This window comes from Klebsiella sp. GG_Kp175, from assembly GCF_040062325.1.
GTDB lineage: Bacteria > Pseudomonadota > Gammaproteobacteria > Enterobacterales > Enterobacteriaceae > Klebsiella > Klebsiella quasipneumoniae.
In genome coordinates, this window is record NZ_JBEAFX010000014.1 from 23,454 (window position 1) to 49,039 (window position 25,586).

Here is a 25,586-nt window from a genome sequence, read left to right on the forward strand (position 1 = left end):
GGGGCTACTATGCATTGTTATAGATTTGATTATAAGTTGAGGTTAAATGTCTGCTGAGCACATTTTTTTGATGTAAAGTCACAAGCAAATTATTGGTTGCCCGAGTGAAACCAACATATAGTCGCTTGATCTCGTCGCTGAGATCATCGCTATTACCCATTATGTTTGAACTATCTATCACTGCGACTGAATGAAACTCGAGACCTTTGCTACTAGGCAAAGGTATAATAGACAAAAAATCGCTTTGTGGTGAGTAGCGTTTTTTATCTTCCGAGCTTGCTATAAAATAGTGCGGGATTTTTGAATCCCTTAACTCTTTTACTAATATTGCAGAAAGATGTGCGGTCGAGGGACATAATATAGCCATGTCATTCCAGCTAACACCAGTATGATGTTGTTGCTTTAGCCATTTAATTATATGGATGATTTCTTGTTGGTGGTTATCAAAAATAAGCATGTTTGGATCCTGGCCTTGAAGTCCACCAGCATCTGGTTTATGATATTTAAAGTTATCCTCAATATGATCATTTAAATAATCAAATGCAATGCTGGTAGCAAAGTGGAGAATCTGCTGTGTATTTCGATAATTGATGTCAAGAATAGTTGTACGCCCTTGAGCTTTGATACCAACGCTGGAAAGCGTAAAATCAAGTGAGCTTTTTTTCTGATAAATTGATTGCGCATCGTCATATAGAAATAATAGATAGTTAGTTTCGCTATCAACCATTCCAGAAAGTATTTTTAGCCAATCCTGTTTAAAATCATGCCCCTCATCAATTAATACCGCACTATATTGTTCTGCTGCTATTGTTTTATTTTGAAAACCAGCAATAACAGCTTGCTCAAGATTTTCTATAAAATTTTGCTTTGAGTTAGGGAGAATATTTTTAATTTTTGCTTGCTTATAACACCATGCATGGAAGTTGGTAATTTCAACCGGAACCGTAAGTTGATGGCTTTTTATTAGAGATTTTAATTTTTGGGCCAGCATTATATTATAACACACGACAAGAATAGGTTTCTTTAAATTATTATCTTTCGCCAGGTGTAGGCAACGATAAAGGAGAATTAAGGTTTTACCTGAGCCGGCGACGCCGTGAATTATCCGATGCCCCTCACCAAGGCTTCTGGCGAGTAATTCTTGCTGAGTATCCATTATTTTTATAATATTCGGCGTTCGGAGTACAGATATTGATTTGGCAGAACTCTCTGGTTTATCGAGAGCGTGGGTGATGCGAATTTCAGGGTATAAATGCCAACGTATACGATCTACTTGCTTATTACTTATCTCTTTAGAAAATGTATGTTTGACCAAAGAAAATAGGCGTAATGATATTTCTTCAGATGACATAAACTCGGTGATTTCATCTTTACAAATCACGATATCAGAAGGAAAAATATCACTATTGGAAAAGTATTTATCTAACTGCTTACGTGTAATATTACTGAGGTAGACTCCATGACCGTAGGGGGCGCAAAATTGTCCTTTATATTTTTCGTTGTCCTGAAGAAGTTGTGGGTCCCGCTTTAGATAGTTAATTGCGCCGTAAGAATATTGTCTGACCTGTTCTATGGGATGGGTTAGAGAAATGTCACCATTTGATGTTTCATATATCACATGTGTTTTATTAGCGGATTTTATTTTTGAAATATACCAGTCCTTCACTTCAATAAAAAGCAGCCCTCGCTGAGGATCCAGAATGATGAAATCAGGATGTGTTTGTTTTTCGCCAGTAGGAATGTCATACCAACAAGTACAATCGCTACTCAGATTGCTTTCAAAAATTCTCGCAAGACGCTTTTCTCCGGCAGTAATCTTGTTACCGCAGCTTCCGATGGTTGGGATGATCGTTGCCATTTTGCTCTCAGCTAACTGTATGACTACGCTTATACTTTAAAAGTTAATAGTCATGCTTTTTAACGGCATTACTTAAAATGCCACCATGTATTTGTGAATGGGCCAATATATATTGGTATTTATGGTTTTGCACCACAAAAATTGTTATTCAATAATAATGAAATATTGTTTATATGAATTGTTTTGTTTTTCGTATTTGTAAGAGTGATTTTAGAATGTTTAAAGAGCGTATATCTTGCCCGGAGGCGCGCTTACCGCGCCTTTTCCGGGTTACCGGCTCGCAGATTGTGGGAATGCCGCAGCTTCACTCCATCGCCACCTTCACCGCTTCTCCCAGCTTAACCATCACCGCTTTATGTTTCTCGGTCGGCGGCAGGGCGCAATTGATCCTGACGCAGTTGCGATACTTGCCCGCCGCGGAAAACAGCGACCCCGGCGCGACCTGGATCTTCAGCCGGCACAGCTGTTTGGCGACGCAGACCATATCCACCTGCTCCGGGAGCTCCACCCACAGCATAAAACCGCCCTTCGGCCGGGTGACGCAGATCCCGCAGGGGAAAAACTCCCGCAGCCAGCAGGTGTAGATCTCGATATTGCGCTGATAGATCTGCCGCATCCGCCGCACGTGGCGGTGATAATGGCCTTCGCGAATAAAGTTAAAGGCCGCCAGCTGGGTTGAAGGGACGTTAGTGCCGCTGGCGGCGTACTTCATCTGGAGCAGCTTGTCGTAGTAGCGCCCGGGCGCTATCCAACCGATGCGCAGGCCGGGGGCGATGGTTTTGGTAAAGGAGCTGCAGAGCATCACCCGGCCGTCGATATCCCAGGAGTGAATCGTGCGCGGGCGCGGATATTCGGTAGCCAGCTCGCCGTAGATATCATCCTCGAAAATAACGATATCGTGGCGCTGGGCCAGGTTCAGCACCGCGCGCTTGCGGGCGTCCGGCATGATAAATCCCAGCGGGTTGTTGCAGTTCGGCACCAGGATCACCCCTTTGATCGGCCACTGATCCAGCGCCAACTCCAGGGCCTCGATGCTGATCCCGGTTTCCGGATCGGTGGGGATCTCAATCGTTTTTAATCCCAGTCCGCGCAGCATCTGCATGGTGCCGTAGTAGCAGGGGGATTCCACGGCGATGATGTCCCCTGGCTGGCACACCGACAGCAGGGCCAGCGACAGCGCGCTGTGGCAACCGCTGGTGAGCACCAGATCGTCGGCAGTCACCACCGATCCGCCGTCGAGCATCAGGCGGGCGATCTGCTCCCGAAGCTCGCGGCGACCGGCCAGTTCGTCATAGTTCAACACCTCAGTGAGGTTGTGCTGGATCGCCCGGCTCAGTTCGCGCCAGATGGGCTTCAGACTTGGCTGCGTCACGTCCGGCGAGCCGCCGCCGAAGGGGATGATCGTTTTATCGTAGCGGGCGTCGAGCATGGTCAGCACCTGATCCCACTGGGTGATCTCCACCGGACGCTGCACCGGACGCGACATCGGCGGCACCGGCGGCTGGGCCTTGCGGGGGGCGACGAAATAGCCCGATCGCGGCTGCGGCACAATCATCTGCTGCTGCTCAAGCAGCTGATAGGCCTGCTGGACGGTGCTGATGCTGACGCCGTGCTCCTGGCTCAGGCTGCGCACCGACGGCAGCTTTTCGCCGTGGCGATACAGGCCCTGTTCAATGCGTTCGGCCAGCAGCGCAGCAAGATGTTGATAGCGGGTCATGCTGTATCCTTAATTGTCGCCATACAGATGGAATAACCAGTACAGATGGCAGGAAAAATTGCGGTCTGCTGTACGTTTTAGCCAATCTGTATGTTAAAGAAAAGTGTTTTGTGAATCTGTATTCCTCCCCCCCAAATCCGTGAAGATAAAGTCTCTGGCAAGGTGAGGAGGTAGAGGATGGAATTTCATGAGAACAGGGCAAGACAGCCATTTATCGGTTTCGTATTGCTGGTACGGTTTGTCAAAAAATGGTGGCTTCAGGAGCAAACGCGTAGAGCTTTGCAGAAAATGAGCGACGAACAGCTGAAAGATATCGGCCTGCGTCGGGATCAGATCAATTAAAAAGTGCTTTTTTTCAGGCATCACTTCTTCTTTGCCCCGGTAAGCGCTGGCGATGCCGGGGAATCATTCACGAAATTTATCAATTGATGCGACGTGACCTTCCGTTTCTTGATACTTACCCTGATAAGTATTATTTTCTTCTCAACAATGAGAGGAAAAGCTGTGACTGAAGACGAACTGTTTGCCCGCCGCCCGCTGGGGATGCGGATGGCCATGGTGGTGCGCCAGTGGCGCGCGATTATTGACTCCGCTATCACCGATACGGGACTCACCCAGTCCAGCTGGACGGTGCTGATGCAACTGCATCAGTTGGGGGACAACGTCTCGGTCAGCGAACTGGCGGAGGTGCAGGGGATTGAACTGCCGCCGCTGACGCGCACCCTCTCATTACTGGAAAAGCAGGGCTATCTGTTGCGTTCCACATCGCCATATGACAAACGCATTCGCCTGCTGACGCTGACCGCCGAGGGGCGGGCTATTCTGGAAAAACTGAGCCGCGTGATCGAGACCTATCAGGAGCGCGTAACCCAGACCATCCCGGAGGCCGACCTCGTCACCTTCAGCGCCACGTTAAATCAAATCGCCTGCCGTTTGCGGAATATCCGCGAAGAAGATAACAAGATCTAACACACTATGATGACGCCTGAACAAAAATTTGCCCGCTGGGTACGGGTGAGTATTGCCGCTTTTCTGGGAATATTCGCCTGGTTTATCGTTGCCGATATCTGGATCCCGCTGACGCCGGACTCCACCGTCATGCGCGTGGTGACCCCGGTTTCGTCGCGGGTCTCCGGCTATGTCTCGCACGTCTACGTGCATAACAATAGCCAGGTGAAAAAGGGCGACCTGCTGTATGAGCTCGACCCGACGCCATTCATTAATAAAGTTGAAGCGGCACAGATCGCCCTTGAACAGGCGAAGCTGAGCAACCAGCAGCTGGACGCGCAAATCGCCGCCGCCCGCGCCAACCTGCGCACCGCGCAGTACACCGCCCGTAACGATAAGGTCACGCTCGATCGCTATCAGCGCCTGAGCACCATGCAGAACGTCTCGCAGTCCGATCTCGACAAAGTGCGGACCACCTGGCAGACCAGCGAGCAGTCGGTCTCGGCGCTGAACGCGCAGATCCAGAACCTGCTGATCCAGCGCGGCGAGCGCGACGATAAGCGCAACGTCACCCTGCAGAAATACCGCAACGCGCTGGAGGAGGCGCAGCTGAACCTGGCCTGGACCAAAGTGCGTGCGGAAACTGACGGCATGGTCAGCAACCTGCAGCTTAACCCGGGGATCTACGCCACCGCGGCGACGGCCGTGCTGGCGCTGGTCAACAACAATACCGATATCGTCGCTGACTTCCGTGAGAAGAGCCTGCGCCACACCGCGGTAAACACCGATGCGGCGGTGGTTTTTGACGCCCTGCCGGGGAAAGTTTTCCCGGCGCACGTGACCAGCAGCGATGCCGGGATTCTGGCGGGGCAGGAGGCGGTTAACGGGCAGCTGTCGCAGCCGGAACAGTCCACCCGCTGGGTGCGTGATGCCCAGCGAATGCGCATTCACGTCGCGCTGGATCAGCCGCTGGCGAAACCGCTGCCGACCGGCGCCCGCGCCACGGTGCAGCTGTACAATAGCGAGGGACCCTTCGCCCGCACCTTCGCCGGCCTGCAGATTCATCTGGTGAGCTGGTTGCACTATGTCTATTAATACCCTGGCGCACGTCTTTACCCCGCACGGCAATATCGTCTACACGGCGAATGATTTTCGCCAGACGGTGCGTATCGCCGTGGCCGGGACCATTGCGCTCAGCATCTCCACCTTCTACGACGTGCAGTACGGCGTATTTTTTGTGGTGTATCCGCTGATGCTGATGTCGCTGGTGCCGGTGTTCAACCGCCACGTCGCCCGCCAGTTTGTGTTCAGCGCGGCGGTGAACTGCGTCGAAATGGTGCTGATTGTCGGTTATCTGTCGCAATGGCCGGTGATCATGACGCTGGTGGTGTTCGCCCTGTACGTGATGCGTTTTCGCTTTATGAGCCAGGGGCCGCTGTTTCTGCTGGGGTCGATGGGGGTGGTGTGTCAGAGCACGATGCTCAACTTTATGAGCTACCCGACCAGCAACTGGCACACCCTGATGTTCTCCAACATGGAAGCGTGCGTGCTGGCGGTGGTGCTGAGCGCGCTGCTGCATTACCTGATCCCGGACGTCGAACCGCGCAAGCCGCCGCCGCGCATTGAAAAAGACGCCGCCCGCATCCGCCACGAGTCGCTGCTCTCCGGCACGGTGGCGACGATCATCTTCGTGGTGTTTCAGATCTGCGATCTCAGCGACTCGCTGTCGGCGCTGATGGCCGGGATCCTGATCCTGTTCCCGATGCACTATCGCGGGGCGGTGATCAGCTCGATCTGGCGCGTGGCGGGGGTGGTGCTGGCCTGTCTCTATATTCTGGTGGTGCAGCTGATTATCTATGACTTCAGCAATCACATGATCCTGATGATGCCGCTGATTGGCCTCGGGCTGGCCTTTAGCGCCCGCCTGCACGTGATGGAGAAAGTGGGCGCCGGGGTGGGCTTCGCCAGCATTACCACCATCGGCATTATGTTTGGCCAGAACCTGCATCCCTATCAGGATCTGGTGTTCAGCGATCTGTACCGCATCACCTCGGTGACGGTCTCGCTGGTGGTCACGCTGACCCTGGTTTTTCTTATGCACCGTCTGCTGAACTGCTTTGCGGCGACGCGCTTTGTGGTAAGCGATTAACCTGCCGGTGGGAAGGTGGCGAGACAGCGCCACGCCTCCCCGTCCTGCTGATATAACGCCGCCGTCTGTTCCGGGACGATCCAGGCTCGCGCGTCGGCTTCCGTCCCCTCAAGCAGGATGCACAGCCCGCAGCCGCTGCGCAGCTGGCGGGGAATATCTTTGACCTCGAAGGTCATTCCCGCCGCCTGCAGGGCTTTGCGCGTTCGCACCACTCCCACCGTGGAATGAAATAAAAACAGAAACGTTGTCATCCGCGCCTCCGCTGGCGCTGGCCGATCAGCGCCGCGCCGATCGCCCCGGCGAACTGGGCGTCGGGATGGGTTGTCACCGCCATGCCGACATGGCTTTCCAGCATGCGGGCAAAGGCGGCGCAGTGGCTGACGCCGCCGGTAAACAGCAGCGGCCCCTGCGCTGATAAGCGGCCGATAAAGTTCGCGCTGCGCCGGGCCATGGCGTTAATCACCCCCGCCAGAATCGCCTCCGGCGTGACCCCCGCCGACCGCAGGCTGATGACTTCCGATTCGGCGAATACCGTACACATGCTGGTGATGGCATGCGGTTCCACGCCGTCGGTAATGGCGTCCAGCTGTTCGACGCTGGCGCCGAGGGTGCGTGAAATGACCTCCAGAAAGCGGCCGGTGCCGGCGGCGCATTTGTCATTCATCAGAAAGTCGCTGAGGTTGCCCCCGGCATCCAGCTGGATAACCTTGCTGTCCTGGCCGCCGATATCAATCACCGTGCGGGTGTCCGGCGCCAGCAGGCGGGCGCCGAGACCATGACAGGAAATCTCCGTCACCTGTTTATTGGCGAAATCCACCAGCTGGCGGCCATAGCCGGTGAGGGTTAAAAAGGGCGTTTCCGCGAGGCCAGCGCGCAGCGTCTCCCAGGCCTCATGGATGGCGTCGGCGGGGCGAAAGGGGGTCGGGCAGAGGAAACGACGCGTAACCACCCCGTCCGCCAGCAGGATGCCTTTCGTGGCAGTGGAGCCGGAATCAATACCAACCGTGTAGATCACGCGTGCTCCTTACAGCATTTCGATAAAGGCGGCGACGCGGGTGCTGAGCTGGCCGAGGTCCGCTGTCGAATAGTCGGTTTCTATCGCCATATAAGGAAGGTCGTGCTGCTGGCGCAGATGGCGTTTGATGGCCAGCGATTCCACGGCATAGGTATGGCAGGCCTGCAGAATGACGTCGATCACCCCGTCGGCCTGGTACTCCTCCACCATCTGGCTCAGCAGCTGCAGGCGCTGATGGTTAGGGGAAATACAGGAGCAGCCGATGGCGAGATATTTGTCGGTTAAGGCGTCGTAGACGTCGCCCTCTTCCGCCACGCAGCGCTCGGTGGCCTTCGCGCCGGTGCAGTTTTCATAGCCTACCACCCAGCCGCCGTTTTCTTCGATGGCGCGAACCACTTTCTCCGCCGCGCCGCCGATCGGGCAGCCGGTGATCAGAATGCGCGGGCGGGATGCCAGTCGTTTACCCTGCTGCCACTCCTGACGGATGCGCTCCGCCATGGCGTTAAGCTCGTCAATCAGCGCGGTTTTGTCGAAGCGGAAGGTGGCGCCGTACACCACTTTCAGGATGTCGCCGCCGCTGAGCGCCGGCGGATTGAGCTGCCCGAGACGATAAAAGTGGGCCAGCGCCCGGCGTTCACGGTTTTTCAGCACGATGGCTTCACGCAGCGCCGCCTCGCTAATCGGCGCGCCAAACCGCGCCTCAATCACCTGCTGTAGGCGCAGGATCTCCGCTTTCCACAGGGCGCGGGAGGCTGCGTCGCTGGCGCTGTTCGGCAGCTGCATCACGTGGACCGCCTTGAACTCGGCCATATACTCGTACATTTTCTTTTTGCCGTCGCAGGTGGTTTCCCCGACCACCAGGTCAGAGAAATAGAAGTAGGGGCATTTATCGGTTTTGCCGAAGCCGTAGCTGCTTTTGATTAACGGGCAGAGGTTGCGCGGCAGATCTTTTTCCGCTTCCTCGATGGTTTCATCGGAGGTGGAGCACAACGAGACCACCACGGCCCCCGCCGCCATAGCGATCTCCTGAGGCATAAAGGTGCAGTAGGTGCCTACCAGCGGCACGTTCTGCTCTTTAAGATCCATGACGGTGAGAAAGCCCTTCTGGCGAGCTTCCGAGAACTGGTCAAAAATGGCGGGTAGATCGGTGATAAGCGACATGGTTTCCTTCCCCGTACACGGGAGATGCTGAAAGAGTCGCCATTATAACCCTGTTGATTGTGTGTTTTTATTGATCTCCTGCGTCTGCGCGCGGCGTTAATAGACCTTCTTTAAATCCATCTCTTCCTGGATCCGCTCGCTCCACGCCAGATGAGTGCGGATGGCCTCTTCGATACCGGCGTTGTAGAACAGCGGCCCCAGCTCCTGGGCGATAAAGTCGACAAAAAATTCAGCGTCAAACTGCTCCAGCTCGAGGTTAAACGTCTCTTCGCAGTACTTGCTGAGCCTGTCGCGCAGCAGGTCACGCTGCGCCGGGCTGAGTTCAATCTCACTCATGATGGGGCTTTCTCCGTAAAAGGGGTCACGACTGCCGGGCTTCAATGACCGCTTGCGCACACTGACGCTGGTGGCGTAACAGTCCGGCGAGGCAGCAGGCGGCGATGAGCCCGGCGGCCACCGCCAACAGGTGGAAGGGCAGTCTCCCGCCATGGAACCACAGCCAGCGCGCGCCTTCAATCGATAAGGCGCTGACGCTGAGGATCACGATATTCAGCGAGGCGGAAACCGTGCCTTTCGGCAGGTCGTTAGAAAAGAGGGTAAAGCGGAACAGCGTCGGGAAAATTAGCCCGATGCCGAAGGCGTAGAAGCAGGTGCCGAGCACCGACCACAGCCAGACGTGCGGCCATACCAGATTCCCAACGATCAGGATGGCCAGGCCGAGCATCTGTACCGGCACCGCGCTGAGGATAAAGCGCGGGCGGGTGGGATCTTTTACCCAGCGCGCCACCGACAGGTTGGCGATGATGACGGCGCTGAAGACCGGCACCTGGCTCCAGGCGAACTCGCTGGTGGTCAGCCCGCCGGCGTCCATTAAAATCACCGGCGATACCGCCACCCAGCTCATCAACGGAATATAGCTCAGCGACAGCGTGGCGGCGCCGAGCAAAAAGATGCGGTTGCGAAAGACGTTGCGAAAATCGCGCAGCACGCCCAGGGGGCTGAACGGCACATCGCCCCGGCGCACCGTCTCCGGCATGGTCAACAGCAGCCCCAGCCAGGCCACCAGCCCCATGGCGGCGATAATGCCGAACAGCGCTTTCCAGTGGATAAAATGCATCAGCGCCGCGCCGGAAAGCGGGCCGACGATCGGCGCCACCAGCACGACGGAGGTGATCACCGCCATCAGCCTGATCGACCTTTTTTCCTCAAAGGCTTCCTGCACGGTGACGTAGCCGACGGTGGCGATAAAGCAGATGCTGGTGCCCTGCACGAAGCGGGCAATCAGGAACTGGGTCATGGAGGTGGTGAACAGCGTCGCCAGGCAGGCGAGGGTGAAAATGAGCGCGCCGGTGAGCAGTACCGGACGCCGTCCGATTCGGTCAGAGAGCGGCCCCAGCAGCCACTGCAGCGCCATGCCGCCGGCCATATACAGGCTTACCGAGGCTGGAGCCAGCGCCACATCGGCGTTGAAATCCCGCACCACGTGGAGGATCCCCGGCTGGATCAGGTCGGTGGTGAGATAGGCGGAAAAATCATACAGAATGAGCGCCGCCGGGAAGAACAGCGCGGCGGCGTGCCGGGTTAGCCAGTGGGTCATCCGGTGCATTATCTCGCCCTCCCTGTGGAATATTTATCAGCGCTATTGTTCAGATAGTATCATTGCTAACCAATATGCAGATGCAGCAGCGAGGGGATCTGCGAGAGCAGCCACAACAACAGGCCGATAGTTCCCCCCACCAGGGTGCCGTTGATGCGGATGAATTGCAGATCTTTACCGATGTTGAGCTCGATCTGCCGCGACATATCGCGGGCGTCCCAGCTCTTCACCGTGTCGCTGATATGTCGAGTGAGGAAGGCGGCGAACTCCGGCGCCACCCGATGCGCCGCCTGCTCCAGGTGTTCGTTGAGCGATTCGCGCAGCGCGTCGTCGCGGAGTAAGGTTTCACCGAACCACTGGCCGGCCTCGGCGATGCGCTGCTTGATACGCGAGTCGTCGCTGCTGATATCGTTTTTTACCCAGCCGCGCAGGTCGCCCCACACTTCGCCAAGATAGCGGTTGAAGGTCTCATCGTTTTTCAGCCAGGCTTTGATGTTATCGGCCTTCTGCGCCAGTTCCGGGTCGGATTTCAGGTTATCGATTAGCTTTTGCGTCGCGCGGTCAAAGGTCTGGCGGATCTGGTGGGTGCGATCGTGGGTGACTTCGTCCAGCAGGGTATTCACGGCGTCGGTGACCATCTCGGCGCTGTGCTCGCCGAGCCACTCGGTGGGTAACAGCCTGGCCTTCAGCGGATGTTCGGTCTCCAGCCAGTGTACGATGCCGCGGGCGATAAAAGCGCGGGAGCTGTCGCGCTGCAGCAGGGCGATCAGCTGATTTATCAGCGAATCCAGCAGCTTTTGATGGCGGTTGTCGCGGGTCAGCCCCTCCAGCATCATGGCGCTGGTCTGCGTCAGGTCGACCTTATCGATCGCCTTATGCACCGCGCGCCGCAGCAGGCGCTGAATGCGGGCGTCATCGGTCAGTTCGAGAAAACCGCTCATCACCTGCAGCAGGTGTTGGCCAACCCGCCGGGCGTTCTCAGGCTGGCTGAACCAGTTGCCGAGCATCAGCGCTGGTTGATAGCGGCGGATCAGCGCCACCAGCGACGGGGTATCGAGGAATTTCTCCTCAACGAAGCGGCCGAGGTTGTCGGCGATGCGATCTTTGTTGCGCGGGATAATCGCGGTATGGCGGGCGACAAAGGGCAGCGGAATACGGCGAAACAGGGCCACCACCGCAAACCAGTCGGCCAGCGCTCCGACCATCGCCGCTTCGGAAATGGCCTTCAGTGCGCTGACCCACGGCGTCGGCGGCAGCAGCAGGGTGGTGATAAATAGCGCGGCGGCGATCAGCAGCAGCGACAGCGCCAGCAGTTTGGCGCGTTTCAGTTCAGCGAGTTTTTCCATAAACTTAAGCATATAACCTGACGGCGAGGTCGTGCAAAAATCGCCAGATAATCCACAGACCGAACATCATCAGGATCGCCCCCGCCGCCCGCTCGACCCGCCAGACGATAGCGCTCAGGCGGCGCTGCACCTGCGGCAGCGCAATCGCGCTCACCAGCAGTAAATCCCAGAAGAACACCACGCTGACCATCCACAGCCCGCTCACCGTTTGCTGCAGCAGGGTGACCGCCGGCCCCAGCAGGGAAGTCATCAGCGCCAGATAAAACAGCGCATTCTTGGGGTTGAGCAGCGATGACCCCAGCCCCAGCAGTAGCTGCTTGCCGAACCCCGGACGCGATGCGCAAACGCTCTCTACAGCCATCGCCGCGGGACGGCTGCGAATCAGCAGGCTGCCAATCCACAGTAAGTAGCCCGCGCCCAACAGCTCGATGAGTAAAAACAGCAGCGGCGCCTGGCGCAGAAGTCCCCAGCCAACGATGGCCAGAACAATATACAGCGCATTGCCGGCGGCGATGCCGAGACACAGTCCGAGGCTGCCGCGGATCCGGTAGCGTACAGCGTAACCGACCAGCAGAAAAAAATCGGGGCCCGGGCTGAGCAGGGCGACAAAGTGGGACAGGGCTAACGCCGGGAAGGCGGCGGGGAAGAGAGTCGATAAGGTATGCATAGTGGCCTCGATAATGGTGCTGAGGCCACCCTACGCCAGGTGGAAAATTACTTATTGTCGGAAATTGATCTGCTGTGCGCATACTGCCGCGGCGTGGCAGCGGTATAGCTGACAAAGGTTTTATGGAAATGGCTCTGATCGGCAAAGCCGGCCTGATAGCCGACGTCGGCGATAGGGTCCCCGGCGCGTAAGCGCGTTTTCGCATATTCAATGCGCGCCATATTGATCAAACTGGCGGGCGTCAGGCCGGTATCCTGTTTCACGGCGCGGATAACGGTCTCTTTACGTAGCGCGCTATCGTGGGCCAGTTTATCCAGCGATGGCGGCGCCGGCAGATCTGTCGCCAGGCGCTGAAACAGCAGGGCGCTGACGTGATGTGGCGCCTGCGGCGCGGCGGCGCACAGCGGCAGCGCATGCAGGAGCTGCGCCACCCGGGCGGGAAGTTGCTCAATGCAGCCGCGGCTCATCAGGGCGACAATCTGCTGGAAGCAGGCAAAGAGAGGGCTGTCGCGCAGCAGCGGCTGCGGCGAAGCCATGCTGACGGTAGGGGGAATATCCGGACGCTGCGCATGGCACCATGCCGCCTCCAGGTACAGCATATGATAGCTGCGCGGCTGGTCACGCAGCGGATTACAGCTATGCGGCGCGTGCGGCGGGATCACGATCAGATCCCCGGGCTGCAGGAGATATTCCTGTCCATTGCACAGGCAGCGCGTTTCACCGTCGATAATCGCCCCCACCGAGAGCTGCGGGTGGCTGTGGCGCTTATAGGCCTGACGGCTGCGCCAGGTGCTGCGCAGCTCCAGCCACGGCAGGCGATCGTCTCGCCAGAAGGTTTGGGGAATATCTCGGGTATGGTTCACCGCATCGACCTTTGCTGAGGGGATAAATCGTTTATAGCATGCTGCGCCGAGGCTGTCGCCCGCCGGGATTTGCGTACCGCGTCGAAAAAGGATGTCGCGCTTGCAGTCCGGGGAAATATGTTTTCGTCGCGGAATGTAAAACTCCGGTTTCCGGGGTGCCAGAGTCATTCATGGGAGGTAGAGTCCCTGCAGGATAAGCAGGCAGGGATGAGCCGATGGCAAAGGGCACCACCTCGACGCCGCATGATGCGGTGTTTAAACAGTTTCTCACTCAGGCCGACATCGCCCGTGATTTCCTGGCGATCCATCTACCGCCTGCGCTGCGTCAGCGCTGCGACCTCGATACCTTACAGCTGGAGTCGGCAAGCTTTATCGAGGAGAGCCTGCGGGCCTGGTACTCCGATGTGCTGTGGTCACTCAAAACCGCGTCTGGCGAGGGCTACATTTATGTGGTTATCGAACATCAGAGCTCTCCGGATGCGCAGATGGCCTTCCGCCTGATGCGCTACGCCATCGCCGCGATGCAGCGCCATCTGGATAGCGGTCATACCAGACTGCCGCTGGTGGTGCCGATGCTGTTCTATCACGGAGCGACCACGCCATACCCGTGGTCGCTCAACTGGCTGGACTGCTTTGCCGATCCACCGCTGGCGAGGGAGCTTTATGCCTCGCCCTTTCCGCTGGTGGATATCACGGTGATCCCCGACGATGAGATCGTTCGTCACCGGCGCGTGGCATTACTCGAGCTGATACAGAAGCATATTCGCCAGCGCGATTTAATGGGTATTGTTGAGCAGCTGACGACGATTTTACTTAGCGGTGACGCTAATGACAGGCAGATAAAAACGCTGTTTAATTATCTACTGCACACTGGCAACGCGCGCCGCTTTGGCCGGTTTATCCAGGAAGTGGCGCAACGGGTTCCTCAGCACAGGGAGAGATTGATGACCATCGCCGAACGATTACAGGAAGTGTGGCGCAGAAAAGGCAAGCGTGAAGGACAGCATGCCGAGGCGCTGCGCATTGCCCAGAGGATGCTGGCCGACGGCATTGCCCGCGAGACGGTGGTGAAAATCACCGGCCTGACCGCCGATGAGGTCGCCGCGCTGGCGCATTGATAACGCCGGGGCGGCATGACGGTCGCCCCGGTTAGCCACCGTTATGGAATATTCCGGATATACCTAACTTTACCCGCATCGCCAGCCATCTCGACTACCCTTAATATCCTTAACGGCATTTTTGACTGCCTTTATAGCGATAACAAGGAGACATGCGATATGGCCTATCAGACGGTGAATCCTGCGAACAATCAGCTTATTAAAACGTACCCGGCGCACAGCGATGCGGACGTGGAGGCGGCGCTGCGGCAGGCGGATGCGCTCTATCATTCTGCCTGGGCGAAAGGGGATATCGAACCGCGCCTGGCGGTGCTGCATAAGCTGGCGGATCTGATCGACAGCCGGGTGGAAGATCTGGCGAAAATCGCCAGCCAGGAGATGGGGAAACTCATTAAGCAGAGCCGCGGCGAAGTGAAACTGTGCGCGCAAATCGCCCGCTATTACGCCGATAACGCCAAATCGTTCCTGGCGCCGGTGAAGTATCCCTCCGAACTGGGTGAAGCCTGGGTTGAGCACCACCCCATCGGCGTCTTACTGGCGGTAGAGCCGTGGAACTTCCCCTATTACCAGCTGATGCGCGTCCTGGCGCCAAACCTGGCGGCCGGGAACCCGGTTATCGCCAAACACGCCAGCATCGTGCCGCACTGCGCGGAGACCTTTGCTCATCTGGTGCGCGAGGCCGGCGCACCGGAAGGGGCGTGGACCAATCTGTTTATCTCTCAGGATCAGGTGGCGAAGATTATCGCCGACGACCGTGTGCAGGGGGCGGCGCTGACCGGGTCGGAAAAAGCCGGCAGCGTGGTGGCGGCGCAGGCGGCGAAGCATATTAAGAAATCGACCCTGGAACTGGGCGGCAACGATGTGTTTGTGGTGCTCGATGATGCTGAGCTCGAGCGCGCGGTGAAAATCGGCGTCCAGGCGCGGCTGAATAACGCCGGCCAGGTGTGTACTGCCGCCAAGCGGTTTATCCTGCATGAGAACATCGCTGAGTCGTTTCTGACGAAATTTAGCGAGGCGTTTCGCCAGGTAAAAATAGGCGATCCGCTGGATGAAAGCACCACGCTGGGGCCGCTCTCCTCTAAAGATGCGCTGGAAACCTTGAGCAAGCAGGTGGACGAGGCGGTCAAAAACGGCGCCACGCTGCATCTGGGCGGCAAAGCGGTGGCGCGGGAAGGCAACTTCTTTGAACCCACTATCCTGACCGGTATCACCCGTGACAACCCGGCGTACTTCGAAGAGTTCTTTGGCCCGGTGGCGCAGATCTACGTGGTGAAAAACGATGAGGAGGCGATTGCGCTTGCCAATGATTCTCACTATGGCCTGGGCGGCGCGGTGTTCAGTCAGGACATCGAACGCGCCAAACGGATGGCATCCGCCATTGAAACCGGGATGGTCTATATCAACTGGCTGACCGATACCGCGCCCGAACTGCCGTTTGGCGGCGTGAAGCGTTCCGGTTATGGCCGGGAGCTCTCCGATCTCGGGATCAAAGAGTTCGTGAACCAGAAGCTGGTGGTGGTGCGCCGCTAGGCCGGTCATAAAAAAACCTGCCATCCGGCAGGTTTTTTTATAATAGATTTATTGCACTTCGACTTTATCCCAGCCGCTTTTGAACATACAGCTGTCGACTAAGGTCTCCCGCTGATATTCATTCGCGTCTTCTACTGTATAACTTGTTTCAACATCCTGTTTCTTTTGTTTTTTGTCCGTTTTTTCTGAACTGGACCCGGTCACCACGTTATCCGGCGGGAGATCGACCAGGGCCTGCGCTTCACATTCGGTGAGCTTTTTATGCATCTCGGCATCGCTTAAACCCGGCTTCACCCAGGTATACTGAGTGCAGCCGGTCAGCAGCAACGCCAGGCTCAGCGCAGAGAGCGCGGCGAGACGTGATTTCATCAGAAGGTAACCCCGCCGCCTACGTAGGCGCCGTCAATCAGGGTGTGGTTTGGGCGGCCCTCTTTGCCGTCAACGCTCACGTGACGGTAACCCACCTTCAGGGTCAATGGACCAACCGGGGACCAGCTCACGCCGCCGTTCGCTTCAACATAGTTTTTCACGCTGTTGTTCAGGCCGTCGGGCGCGACATACCCTTCGCCAAATACGTGGATGCTGTCGGTCAGGGCCACGTTCACCCCGCCGCCGACCGGAAACGCGACGCCGTTATCGCCTTTTTTCGGTCCCAGATAGATAGCTTTCGCGCCAGCGTTGAGCATCACCGGGCCCACTTCCAGATTGTAACCCGCGCCAACGCCGCCGGTCTGGCTACCGTCATCGGTATTCTTCAGCCAGTGGCTTTCGGCATACAGGCCGGAAGAGGATTTACCCATTTCCATATTCAGGTTGGTAAAATTCTTACCTTGTTCAACGGTAAACCCCATTGCCATGGCGGAACCAGAGACCGCGGTCAGGGCAGCAACAATAAGGATGTTAAGCTTTTTCATGGTTTGCTCCTCGTCATTAAATTTGTCTGAGGGCACCTTAACAATCGATGTTTACCTCTGCAAATGTGACTTACGTCGATTTTTTATGCTGGTTTTGTCAGCGGTGTGTTTTGATAATGTTGTAAAGACGTTGGGTTACGGCGAGGTCAATCATGAAATTTGGTCTGTTTAGCAGAGGTTTAATGGGTGAGCTAAACAGAAACTGAACAGGGCGGGCATTAATTATTAAGGATCCTATTCATTTAGTTTCTTATTATTTCCAAAAGTGTTTCTACTGTTACTTATAAAAACGTTGATTTACATTTTTCGACGCGATGACGACGTTTTGTTCCTGTCTTTGACGATGTGCGGTGAGAGAAGGGGGCCTGCGCCTTAGCGCGCAGGCGGGCAGGTTAGCGTCGTAACCCGGCAAACGCCGCGCGAATTTCCTCTTCCGGCAACTGAATGCCGATAAACACCAGCGTGCTGTGCGGCGTTTCATCGCCCCACGGGCGATCCCAGTCGGCACTGTAGAGGCGCTGCACGCCCTGGAACAGCAGCCGATTCGGCTCGCCGTCGATCCACAGCATCCCTTTATAGCGCATCAATTGATCGGCGAAGGAGAGCAGCAGGTTTTCCATTACCCGTGATACCTCGCTGATATCCACCGGGTAATCCATCTCAACCACGATTGATGACACGTCGTTTTGCTTCTCGGCCATAAAGTGGAAACGCGGTGTGCTGTTAACGACCTTCTCTTCCAGCATAAAGCCGCTGGTGTTAAACAGCTGGCTTAGATCGATATCGCCATGAATGACGGTATAAATCGGCGCCCGGGCATTGATGCGCGCCAGGCGTTCGCGCAGCTTTTCGGTATCGCCGGCTACATCAGTTTTGGTCAGCAAAATGCGGTCCGCGTAGCCCACCTGCGACTGGGCGATGGTGAACTGATCCATCTGCTGGTCGGCATGGACCGCATCCACCAGGGCGATCACGCCATCCAGCAGATAGCGCTCGCAAAGCACCTCATGGGAGAAAAAGGTTTGGATAATCGGCCCCGGGTCGGCCATGCCGGTGCACTCAATCACCAGCCGGTCAAACTCGATTTCGCCGCGATCGCGGCTGTCGAGGAGATCGAGCAGGGCGTCTTCCAGTTCGTTGGAGCGCGTACAGCAGATGCAGCCGTTGGTCAGGGTTTTGATCTGCGTGGCGCGGTCGCCGATCAGCTGATCGTCAACGGAGACTTCGCCAAATTCATTTTCAATCACGGCGATTTTGAAACCGTGCTGCTCATTCAGGATATGGCGCAGGAGGGTGGTTTTTCCTGCGCCGAGAAAACCGGTGAGTAGGGTGACTGCAATCGGTGCCATTATTGCCTCCATTAACAGCAGCGTACGCCGCCTTTGCCGTCGCCGCCGTAGCGGGCCTGCTGGCGTTCGCGGAAGAATTCTTCATAAGTCATGTACGGCTGATCCGGATGGTTGGTTTGCATATGGGTGACGTAGTTGTCGTAATCCGGAATGCCAATCAGCATTTTTGCCGCCTGACCGAGATATTTTTTTGCCTGACCTAAGTTACCAAACATTGTAAGTTCCAGATAACGAATAAAGCCGGATGGCGACTCGCGCCTTATCCGGCCTACGTTAATACGCTTGTTTGTAGGCCGGATAAACGTAGCGCTATCCGGCATCAGGGTTAATGATGTGACGAGGTCTTCACACCGCCTTCCGGTACCGGCACGTACGGGGTCTCTTTGTCGGTGCGCACCTTATTGTTGCGCACGTTGAGCCAGGTTTTGATGCCGTAGAAGATGATGCTGTACACCACCACCAGGAACAGAATACTCAGCCCGGCGTTGGTGTAGTTGTTGACCACGATATGATTCATGTTGGCAATCTGCTGCGCGGTCAGCTCGCCGCCGGCGGCGATCTTCTCTTTATACTGCTGAGCCATAAAGAAGAAGCCTTCCATCTGCGGGTTGGTGCTGAACAGCTTCAGGCCCAGCGCCCAGGTGGTGCACAGCAGCAGCCACGCAGCCGGGATCACGGTGACCCAAATATATTTGGTGCGCTGCATTTTGACCAGCACCACGGTGCCAAGCACCAGCGCCACGGCGGCCAGCATCTGGTTAGAGATACCGAACAGCGGCCACAAGCTCTTCACGCCGCCCAGCGGGTCGACCACGCCCTGATACAGCAGGTAGCCCCACAGCCCGACGCAGCCGGCGGTACCGATAATCCCGGCGACCAGCGAGTCGGTTTTTTTCAGGAACGGCACGAAGTTACCCAGCAGATCCTGCAGCATAAAGCGGCCTGCGCGGGTACCGGCATCCAGCGCGGTGAGGATAAACAGCGCTTCAAACAGGATACCAAAGTGGTACCAGAAGCCCATATCCGCCATCGGGATGATTTTATGGAACACGTGGGCGATACCGACGGCCAGCGTCGGCGCGCCGCCGGCGCGGTTCAGTACCGAAGGTTCGCCGATATCTTTCGCCGTCTGCAGGATCTGCTCAGGTGAAATCACGAAGCCCCAGGAGCTGACGGTCGCCGCCGCGTGGACGGTCACTTCTTTCAGCTGCGCGGCGATCATCGCCGCGTTTTCACCGCCCATTTCGTGCAGGTTCGGCATGACGATGCCCAGGCCCGCCGGCGGGGTGTTCATCGCGAAGTAGAGACCCGGTTCGATAATCGAGGCCGCGACCAGCGCCATGATGGCCACGAAAGATTCCATTAGCATCGCGCCATAGCCGATAAAGCGGGCATCGGTTTCGTTGGCCAGCAGCTTCGGCGTGGTGCCGGAGGCGATCAGCGCGTGGAAGCCGGAGACCGCGCCGCAGGCGATAGTGATAAACAGGAACGGGAACAGGGCGCCTTTCCACAGCGGGCCGGTGCCATCAATGTACTGGGTCACTGCCGGCATTTTCAGGTCCGGGTTGAGGATAACGATCCCCAGCGCCAGGCCGACGATAACGCCGATTTTCAGGAAAGTAGCCAGATAGTCACGCGGCGCCAGAATCAGCCATACCGGCAGCAGGGCGGAGATAAACGCGTAGCCAATCAGGGTAAAGGTGATGGTGGTGTCTTTAAAGGTCAGCGCCGGGCCCCAGTAGGGGTCGTGAGCAATAATGCCGCCGAACCAGATGGAGGCCACCAGCAGCACGATACCGATAACCGACACTTCACCCACGCGGCCCGGGCGCAGGAAGCGCATGTAGATACCCATGAACAGGGCGATAGGCACCGTCGAGCAGACGGTAAAGACGCCCCACGGGCTCTCCGCCAGCGCTTTCACTACGATCAGCGCCAGTACCGCGAGGATGATGATCATAATCAGGAAGCAGCCAAACAGGGCGATAGAGCCCGGAACCGGCCCCATCTCCTGCTTGATCATCTCGCCCAGCGAGGCGCCGTTACGCCGCGAGGAGATAAACAGCACCATAAAGTCCTGTACTGCCCCCGCCAGCACCACGCCGGCCAGCAGCCAGAGGGTGCCAGGCAGATAGCCCATCTGCGCGGCAAGCACCGGGCCCACCAGCGGGCCGGCGCCGGCAATGGCGGCGAAGTGGTGGCCAAACAGCACGTAGCGGTTGGTCGGCACATAGTTCAGGCCATCGTTATTAATGACCGCCGGCGTCGAGCGCGTCGGGTCAAGCTTCATCACCTTCTGCGCGATATACAGGCTGTAATACCGGTAGGCGACGAGGTACACGGAAACCGACGCCACGACGATCCACAGGGCACTGACGTGCTCACCGCGGCGCAGGGCGACGACTGAGAGGCAAAATGCCCCGATGATTCCGAGAATCACCCAGGGTATGTGCTTGAGTAGTTTTTTGGTATCCATAGTAAAACCTGGCGTTAATTAGATGAATAATTGGCCGAAGCCGTCTGGTTTTAAGTAAGGGTTAATGGAGGTATTGATTAGCTAGGCTGGCTTCGATCTTGCCAGAACGACGCGCGCGTAAAGTTGGGTAAATCGGTGAGTGGTTGTATAGGGGGTTAAGCGGTTACTGGAGGGGGTAAGCGGTTGGCTACGAAGTGAACAGGGCTGGATTATGTGATTGTGATCACAGGAGATTGTGGCCTGCGACTCTGTTGGTTAACGCTCCTCCCCAACCGGGGAGGAGCAGGCGAGGCCATTACACCGCGACTTCCATGTCCATCATCACCGGGTGGAAACGGCGTTTAAAGTAAATCAGGCCATGGCCTTGCGGGCTCAGGGTAATATTGCGGATCTCCACCAGATATACCAGGTGGGTACCGATGGTTTGCACCTGGCTAATCTCGCCTTCGAGACTGGCCAGCGAGCCCTTCAGCACCGGCTGCCCGAGCGCGCCGTGCTGCCAGCCGCTGAGGGCAAACCGCTCTTCCATCGTCACCCCGGTCATCCCGGCGAAATGACGGGCCATGATTTCCTGTTCGTGGTTCAGCACGTTGATGCACAACTTGCCGTTGCCCTGAAACACCGGGTTCATCGCGCTGTTTGCGTTGATACACACCATCACCGATGGCGGCGTATCCGTCACCGAGCACACCGCCGTGGCGGTAATCCCGCAGCGGCCGGCTTCGCCTGCGGTAGTGACCACATTCACCGCCGCCGACAGGCTGGCCATGGCATCGCGAAAACGCAGGCGTTGTTCATCTAATTGCATTATGACCTCCCGCTGCGAATTACTTCAGCAGCTTATCCAACATGTTGATATCAGCGTTATTGTGCAGATGCGGCACCGTCCAGCCGTTCTGGTCGTACTCGGAAAGGCAGCGGTCGACCATCGCCATCATCTTGTCCATATTGCCGGAGCTCTGCGCCTGGCGCAGACACTGCAGGCGAATCTCATCCTGGCTACCGGAGTAGTTGATTTCATACAGCTCGTGGCGGCCGCCGAATTCGCTGCCGATGGCGTCCCACATCAGTTTGAGGATCTTGATGCGTTCAACGTGATCCATACCGTTGGAGCCGCGCACGTACTTCGCCAGATACTGGTCGATCTGCGGGTTGTTCAGATCGCGGGCGCTGGACGGCAGATAAATCAGGCCGCTGGTGACGTTGCGCTCGATGATGTTTTTGATCTTGGCGTAGGCCATCGGGGCCATCACGCGATAGGTCTGCAGCGCGGCGTGATCCGGCAGCCATGCGCCGTTGACCCACGGCGTCGCTTCCGAGCACATGGAATCGCTTAACGCCCAGAACATGTTGCGCCACGCCACAACTTCGCCAAGGTCGGCCTGCACACCGCGGAATTCGAGGGTACCGGTACATTCCAGAGAACGCTTCAGCAGGGCGGTGATAAAGTCCAGTTTCACCGCCAGGCGCACGCAGGCCTGCAGCGGATACATGCGGGCGAAACCGCCCTCCATGGTCCAGCGACGGCAGCGGTCAAAGTCGCGGTAAATCAGCACATTCTCCCAGGGGATCAGCACTTTATCCATGACCAAAATCGCGTCGTTCTCGTCGAAACGGCTGGAGAGCGGATAGTCGTACGGGGACCCGGTCGCGCCGGCGACCATCTCATAGGAGGCGCGGGAGATAAGTTTCACCCCTTCGGCATCCATCGGCGCGACGAACATCAGGGCGAAGTCCGGGTTCTCGCCCATCACCTGTGCGGAGCCGAAGCCGATCATGTTGTAGTGGGTCAGCGCCGAGTTGGTGGCGACTACTTTCGCGCCGCTGACGATGATCCCGGCATCGGTCTCTTTTTCCAGCTTGATGTAAACATCCTTCACTTCATCAGCCGGCTTGTGGCGGTCAATCGGTGGATTGACGATCGCATGGTTAAAGTACAGGCCGGTTTCCTGAATGCGGGTGTACCAGTTGCGGGCGTTCTGCTCGAACTGGCCGTAAAACGCCGGGTTGGCGCCCAGCGCGCAGCCGAAGGCGGCTTTATAGTCCGGGGTGCGGCCCATCCAGCCGTAGCTTAAGCGCGACCATTCGGCGATGGCGTCGCGCTGCTGGCGCAGATCGTCGGCGCTTTTCGCCACGCGGAAGAATTTATGGGTGTAGCCGCCGCTGCCGGTATCGGTGCCCCAGCACAGGGAATCCTGCATCTCCGGTTTGTGCAGCGCATCGTACAGTTGCGCGACAGAAGCCGCGGCGTTACGGAAAGCCGGGTGGGTGGTGACATCCTTCACGCGCTCGCCGTAGATATAAATTTCGCGGCCATCCTGCAGGCTTTTTAAATATTCTTCGCCAGTTAACGGGCGTTTCGCGTCGGCGCGGAAATCTTCAGGTTTCATAGGGGCCTCTTCAGTATTTATCGGAAAATAATGTTAAATATATGTTTTGTTTTTGTTGTTTAATTGAAGCGGTTATTGCGCTTGTCGTGAAGGGACGTTTGCGACAACGACGGGTACTTTTCAGGCGGGAGTGAATTTTGTGATCTCTGCAGCTTTTGCCGGCTGGCGCGGCGCTGACCCGACCTGTGGGCCATCGTCCGGCAGGCGCAGCGCCAGCGGGAACTTACGATACCGGTACTTTTTGCGCCCGGTAGCTGCTGGGCGAGCAGCCGACCTGGCGGCTAAAAAAGCGCGCAAAATAAGCGGGATCTTTAAACCCCAGCTGCCAGGCTATCTCATTAACCGCGCTATCGGAAAACAACAGCAGCCGCTTCGCCTCGCGTAGCTGGCGGTCGAATATCAGCCGCTTCGGCGAACGGTTGGCAAAGCGGCGACAGATATCGGTCAGCCGCGATTCGGTCAGGTGTAGCTCCCTGGCGTAATCCGGTACCGTCCAGTGCTGATGGTAGTGGCTGTCGATCATCTGGTTAAAGCGCTGGAATAGCTTCAGCTCGCCGCGCATGCCGCTGGCAGCGTGATCGTCGAGCTTTGCGTTACGCAATAGCAGGGTAAAGACCGCCTGCGCCAGCAGCGCCAGGGTATGCTCGCGCCCCGGCAACTGGGCGGTAGATTCCCGGCGAATCAGCTGCCAGTAGTGCGCCAGCGCCGCCAGCTCGTCGGGTTTATCCGCCAGCGACAGGCAGATCCCCGGCAGGCCGAAGGTCTCCCGCGTGCCGGGATAAAGCACCTCCAGCAGCGGCCAGATGAGTTCTTCGTGCACCGTCAACACGTGACCATCGCTATCGGACTCGGTAATAAAGGCGTGCGGCACCGAAGGCGGCGTTATCACAAACAGCGGCGCCTGCACCGAGTAGCGATGGTCATCAAGCTGCAGCTCAATCTGCCCGGTATCAAGAAAGTGCATCTGAAAATAGCGGTCGTGGCGATGCGCCTGCATGTCGCGGCCAAAAAAGGCCGCCATACGGGCAAACGACTGATAGTGCACCTCTTCGGTACCCAGGCTCTCGTCGTAATCTTTATTGATGTCGATGTTGGCGATGGAATGCTGACACATACCCGCTCCTTAGTGGCCTTTTTGCGCCGCTAAGCCCGGCGCGGCGGCGGCGTCCTCACGCTGGCTCATTGGAATGCGGGTGAGCACCAGCGCGCCGACGATCAGCAGCCCGGCGACAAACCACAGCCCGGAGCTAAAGCTGCCGGTGGTATCGCGCAAAATGCCGATCAACAGCGGGCTGACGGCAGAGCCGACGTTGCCGATGGCGTTGATCACCGCCAGCGCCACCGCGCGCGACTGCAGGCTGATCACCCGATCCGGGGTGGTCCAGAAAATGGCCATCGCGGTAAAGGATCCCACCGAAGCCATAATAATGCCGATCAGCTGGATCAGGCTGTGGTGCGTTGCCGAAGCCAGCAGCCAACCCGCCGCGGCGAACAGGTAGGGCAGGATGGTATGCATCTTGCGCTCTTTGCGCCGGTCGGAGCGGCGACTCCACCAGATCATGCCGAAAATGGTGCAGAACTGCGGGATCGCCGCCAGCAGGCCAATCATGATGTTGCTACTGCCGGTGTTGAAGCTCTGCAGGATCTGCGGCGTCCAGATATTAATGGCGCTGAGGGTATTGGTCAGGCAGAAGTAGGCCAGGGTATACATCAGCACCGCTGGCGTCAGGACTTCGCGCAGCGTGGAACGCGGCGAAGCCGGGACGATCGCCGCATGTTCCCGTTCGCGATCGATCATCGCCTTCAGCGCCTGTTTCTCTTCGTTATCCAGCCAGTTGGCTTTATCCGGCGTGTCGTTGAGGAAGAACCAGGTGACGACGCCAAGCACCACCGATGGCAGGCCTTCCAGCAGAAACAGCCACTGCCAGCCCTTCAGGTTCCACAGGCCGTCGAGCGCCAGAATATAGCCGGAAAGTATCGAGCCGAGCATCATGGTCACCGGCATGGCGATCATAAACAGGGCGTTGGCGCGGGCGCGATGGTAGGCCGGGAACCACCAGGTCAGATAGACGAGGATCCCTGGTAGGAAACCAGCCTCGGCGATGCCGACCAGCATGCGCAGGATGTACAGCGTATGCGGGCTGGTGGCGAACATGGTACAGGTCGAGGCGATCCCCCAGACCACCATGATCCCGGCGATCCAACGGCGCGCGCCAACTTTCGCCAGCATGATATTGCTGGGGATCCCGCACAGCACGTAGGTGACGTAGAACAGCGTCGCCGCCAGGCCGAACATGGTGGAGGTCAGGCCGAGGTCTTTGCCCATCGTCAGGCCGGCGAAGCCGATATTAATGCGGTCCAAAAATGAGAAAACAAAGAGAACGAACAGGAAGGTGATCAGGCGGCGGAACAGCTTTTTGATCACCCGGTTTTCTACTTCAACGGATTTATTATCATTGTGTTGCAGGGTAGAGGTAGTCATGTTGCG

25 protein-coding genes are annotated in these 25,586 nt (G+C 57.2%); 6 read left to right on the forward strand and 19 right to left on the reverse strand.

Annotated elements, in window-relative coordinates; all coding sequences use genetic code 11:
* Positions 1-7: 7 nt before the first annotated feature.
* Positions 8-1,858: a nuclease-related domain-containing DEAD/DEAH box helicase gene (locus ABLU73_RS19450; protein ID WP_004204147.1), complete on the reverse strand. Its 1,851-nt coding sequence runs from the start codon at positions 1,856-1,858 to the stop codon at positions 8-10.
* 304 nt (positions 1,859-2,162) lie between these two features.
* Entirely contained in the window at positions 2,163-3,575 is a 1,413-nt protein-coding gene (locus tag ABLU73_RS19455; protein ID WP_122542483.1) for a PLP-dependent aminotransferase family protein, read from the reverse strand.
* Between the two features lie 177 nt (positions 3,576-3,752).
* On the opposite strand from ABLU73_RS19455, the gene ABLU73_RS19460 reads away from it, so the two are divergent.
* The 4 genes from ABLU73_RS19460 to ABLU73_RS19475 all read left to right on the forward strand — a co-directional run bounded on the left by ABLU73_RS19460 (position 3,753) and on the right by ABLU73_RS19475 (position 6,672).
* Positions 3,753-3,917: a DUF1127 domain-containing protein gene (locus ABLU73_RS19460; protein ID WP_023319656.1), complete on the forward strand. Its 165-nt coding sequence runs from the start codon at positions 3,753-3,755 to the stop codon at positions 3,915-3,917.
* 162 nt (positions 3,918-4,079) lie between these two features.
* The gene (locus ABLU73_RS19465; RefSeq protein ID WP_004204151.1) at positions 4,080-4,544 is read left to right on the forward strand and encodes a MarR family transcriptional regulator; all 465 of its coding nucleotides are present in this window, start codon (positions 4,080-4,082) and stop codon (positions 4,542-4,544) included.
* A gap of 6 nt (positions 4,545-4,550) precedes the next feature.
* On the forward strand, positions 4,551-5,618 hold the full coding sequence (locus ABLU73_RS19470) for an HlyD family secretion protein (protein ID WP_043522365.1): 1,068 nt from the start codon (positions 4,551-4,553) through the stop codon (positions 5,616-5,618).
* Entirely contained in the window at positions 5,608-6,672 is a 1,065-nt protein-coding gene (locus tag ABLU73_RS19475) for a DUF2955 domain-containing protein (RefSeq protein WP_264923643.1), read from the forward strand. The genes ABLU73_RS19470 and ABLU73_RS19475 overlap by 11 nt, the downstream gene beginning before the upstream one ends.
* On the opposite strand, the gene ABLU73_RS19480 is transcribed toward ABLU73_RS19475, so the two are convergent.
* The 8 genes from ABLU73_RS19480 to ABLU73_RS19515 all read right to left on the reverse strand — a co-directional run bounded on the left by ABLU73_RS19480 (position 6,669) and on the right by ABLU73_RS19515 (position 13,321).
* The gene (locus tag ABLU73_RS19480) at positions 6,669-6,923 is read right to left on the reverse strand and encodes a DUF3343 domain-containing protein (RefSeq protein ID WP_004204154.1); all 255 of its coding nucleotides are present in this window, start codon (positions 6,921-6,923) and stop codon (positions 6,669-6,671) included. The two genes, ABLU73_RS19475 and ABLU73_RS19480, sit on opposite strands and share 4 nt — an antisense overlap.
* The gene (gene yjiL / locus ABLU73_RS19485; protein WP_053810802.1) at positions 6,920-7,687 is read right to left on the reverse strand and encodes a putative 2-hydroxyacyl-CoA dehydratase activator YjiL; all 768 of its coding nucleotides are present in this window, start codon (positions 7,685-7,687) and stop codon (positions 6,920-6,922) included. Before yjiL ends, ABLU73_RS19480 begins: the two co-directional genes overlap by 4 nt.
* Before the next feature lie 9 nt (positions 7,688-7,696).
* Positions 7,697-8,848 carry a double-cubane-cluster-containing anaerobic reductase gene (locus tag ABLU73_RS19490; RefSeq protein WP_017899135.1) on the reverse strand — a complete coding sequence of 384 codons (1,152 nt, stop codon included), beginning with the start codon at positions 8,846-8,848 and terminating at the stop codon, positions 7,697-7,699.
* Between the two features lie 96 nt (positions 8,849-8,944).
* A complete protein-coding gene (locus ABLU73_RS19495) occupies positions 8,945-9,184 on the reverse strand; it encodes a DUF2164 domain-containing protein (RefSeq protein WP_004204157.1) in 240 nt (79 codons plus the stop codon).
* Between the two features lie 25 nt (positions 9,185-9,209).
* Complete coding sequence (mdtM, locus tag ABLU73_RS19500; RefSeq protein WP_064151042.1) at positions 9,210-10,457, reverse strand: multidrug efflux MFS transporter MdtM; 1,248 nt, start codon at positions 10,455-10,457, stop codon at positions 9,210-9,212.
* A gap of 53 nt (positions 10,458-10,510) precedes the next feature.
* A complete protein-coding gene (locus ABLU73_RS19505; RefSeq protein WP_023319661.1) occupies positions 10,511-11,803 on the reverse strand; it encodes a DUF445 domain-containing protein in 1,293 nt (430 codons plus the stop codon).
* Positions 11,796-12,458: a LysE family translocator gene (locus ABLU73_RS19510; protein WP_155026916.1), complete on the reverse strand. Its 663-nt coding sequence runs from the start codon at positions 12,456-12,458 to the stop codon at positions 11,796-11,798. Before ABLU73_RS19510 ends, ABLU73_RS19505 begins: the two co-directional genes overlap by 8 nt.
* Before the next feature lie 47 nt (positions 12,459-12,505).
* On the reverse strand, positions 12,506-13,321 hold the full coding sequence (locus ABLU73_RS19515) for an AraC family transcriptional regulator (protein ID WP_085846576.1): 816 nt from the start codon (positions 13,319-13,321) through the stop codon (positions 12,506-12,508).
* 215 nt (positions 13,322-13,536) lie between these two features.
* Here ABLU73_RS19515 and ABLU73_RS19520 point away from each other — a divergent pair, with 215 nt between their 5' ends.
* Both ABLU73_RS19520 and ABLU73_RS19525 read left to right on the forward strand, forming a co-directional pair.
* Positions 13,537-14,439: an Rpn family recombination-promoting nuclease/putative transposase gene (locus ABLU73_RS19520; protein ID WP_049003530.1), complete on the forward strand. Its 903-nt coding sequence runs from the start codon at positions 13,537-13,539 to the stop codon at positions 14,437-14,439.
* A gap of 159 nt (positions 14,440-14,598) precedes the next feature.
* A complete protein-coding gene (locus ABLU73_RS19525) occupies positions 14,599-15,969 on the forward strand; it encodes an NAD-dependent succinate-semialdehyde dehydrogenase (protein WP_060656745.1) in 1,371 nt (456 codons plus the stop codon).
* 48 nt (positions 15,970-16,017) lie between these two features.
* Here ABLU73_RS19525 and ABLU73_RS19530 read toward each other — a convergent pair whose 3' ends face one another.
* From ABLU73_RS19530 to hpaX, 9 genes are all read right to left on the reverse strand, one after another.
* On the reverse strand, positions 16,018-16,338 hold the full coding sequence (locus tag ABLU73_RS19530) for a hypothetical protein (RefSeq protein ID WP_004204165.1): 321 nt from the start codon (positions 16,336-16,338) through the stop codon (positions 16,018-16,020).
* Entirely contained in the window at positions 16,338-16,883 is a 546-nt protein-coding gene (locus tag ABLU73_RS19535) for a YfaZ family outer membrane protein (RefSeq protein WP_004204167.1), read from the reverse strand. Before ABLU73_RS19535 ends, ABLU73_RS19530 begins: the two co-directional genes overlap by 1 nt.
* Before the next feature lie 392 nt (positions 16,884-17,275).
* On the reverse strand, positions 17,276-18,232 hold the full coding sequence (gene yjiA, locus ABLU73_RS19540; RefSeq protein ID WP_017899128.1) for a GTPase: 957 nt from the start codon (positions 18,230-18,232) through the stop codon (positions 17,276-17,278).
* Between the two features lie 11 nt (positions 18,233-18,243).
* Complete coding sequence (locus ABLU73_RS19545; RefSeq protein ID WP_002887451.1) at positions 18,244-18,447, reverse strand: YbdD/YjiX family protein; 204 nt, start codon at positions 18,445-18,447, stop codon at positions 18,244-18,246.
* 110 nt (positions 18,448-18,557) lie between these two features.
* On the reverse strand, positions 18,558-20,708 hold the full coding sequence (locus ABLU73_RS19550) for a carbon starvation CstA family protein (protein ID WP_004204173.1): 2,151 nt from the start codon (positions 20,706-20,708) through the stop codon (positions 18,558-18,560).
* Between the two features lie 295 nt (positions 20,709-21,003).
* Positions 21,004-21,516 carry a 4-hydroxyphenylacetate 3-monooxygenase reductase subunit gene (locus tag ABLU73_RS19555; RefSeq protein WP_017899127.1) on the reverse strand — a complete coding sequence of 171 codons (513 nt, stop codon included), beginning with the start codon at positions 21,514-21,516 and terminating at the stop codon, positions 21,004-21,006.
* A 19-nt stretch (positions 21,517-21,535) separates the two neighbouring features.
* Positions 21,536-23,098, reverse strand: a complete 1,563-nt coding sequence (gene hpaB, locus ABLU73_RS19560; RefSeq protein WP_002887473.1) for a 4-hydroxyphenylacetate 3-monooxygenase, oxygenase component — start codon at positions 23,096-23,098, stop codon at positions 21,536-21,538.
* A gap of 223 nt (positions 23,099-23,321) precedes the next feature.
* Entirely contained in the window at positions 23,322-24,212 is an 891-nt protein-coding gene (hpaA, locus tag ABLU73_RS19565) for a 4-hydroxyphenylacetate catabolism regulatory protein HpaA (protein ID WP_004204176.1), read from the reverse strand.
* Positions 24,213-24,221: 9 nt separating this feature from the next.
* Positions 24,222-25,580, reverse strand: a complete 1,359-nt coding sequence (hpaX, locus tag ABLU73_RS19570; RefSeq protein ID WP_004204177.1) for a 4-hydroxyphenylacetate permease — start codon at positions 25,578-25,580, stop codon at positions 24,222-24,224.
* Positions 25,581-25,586 lie beyond the last annotated feature (6 nt).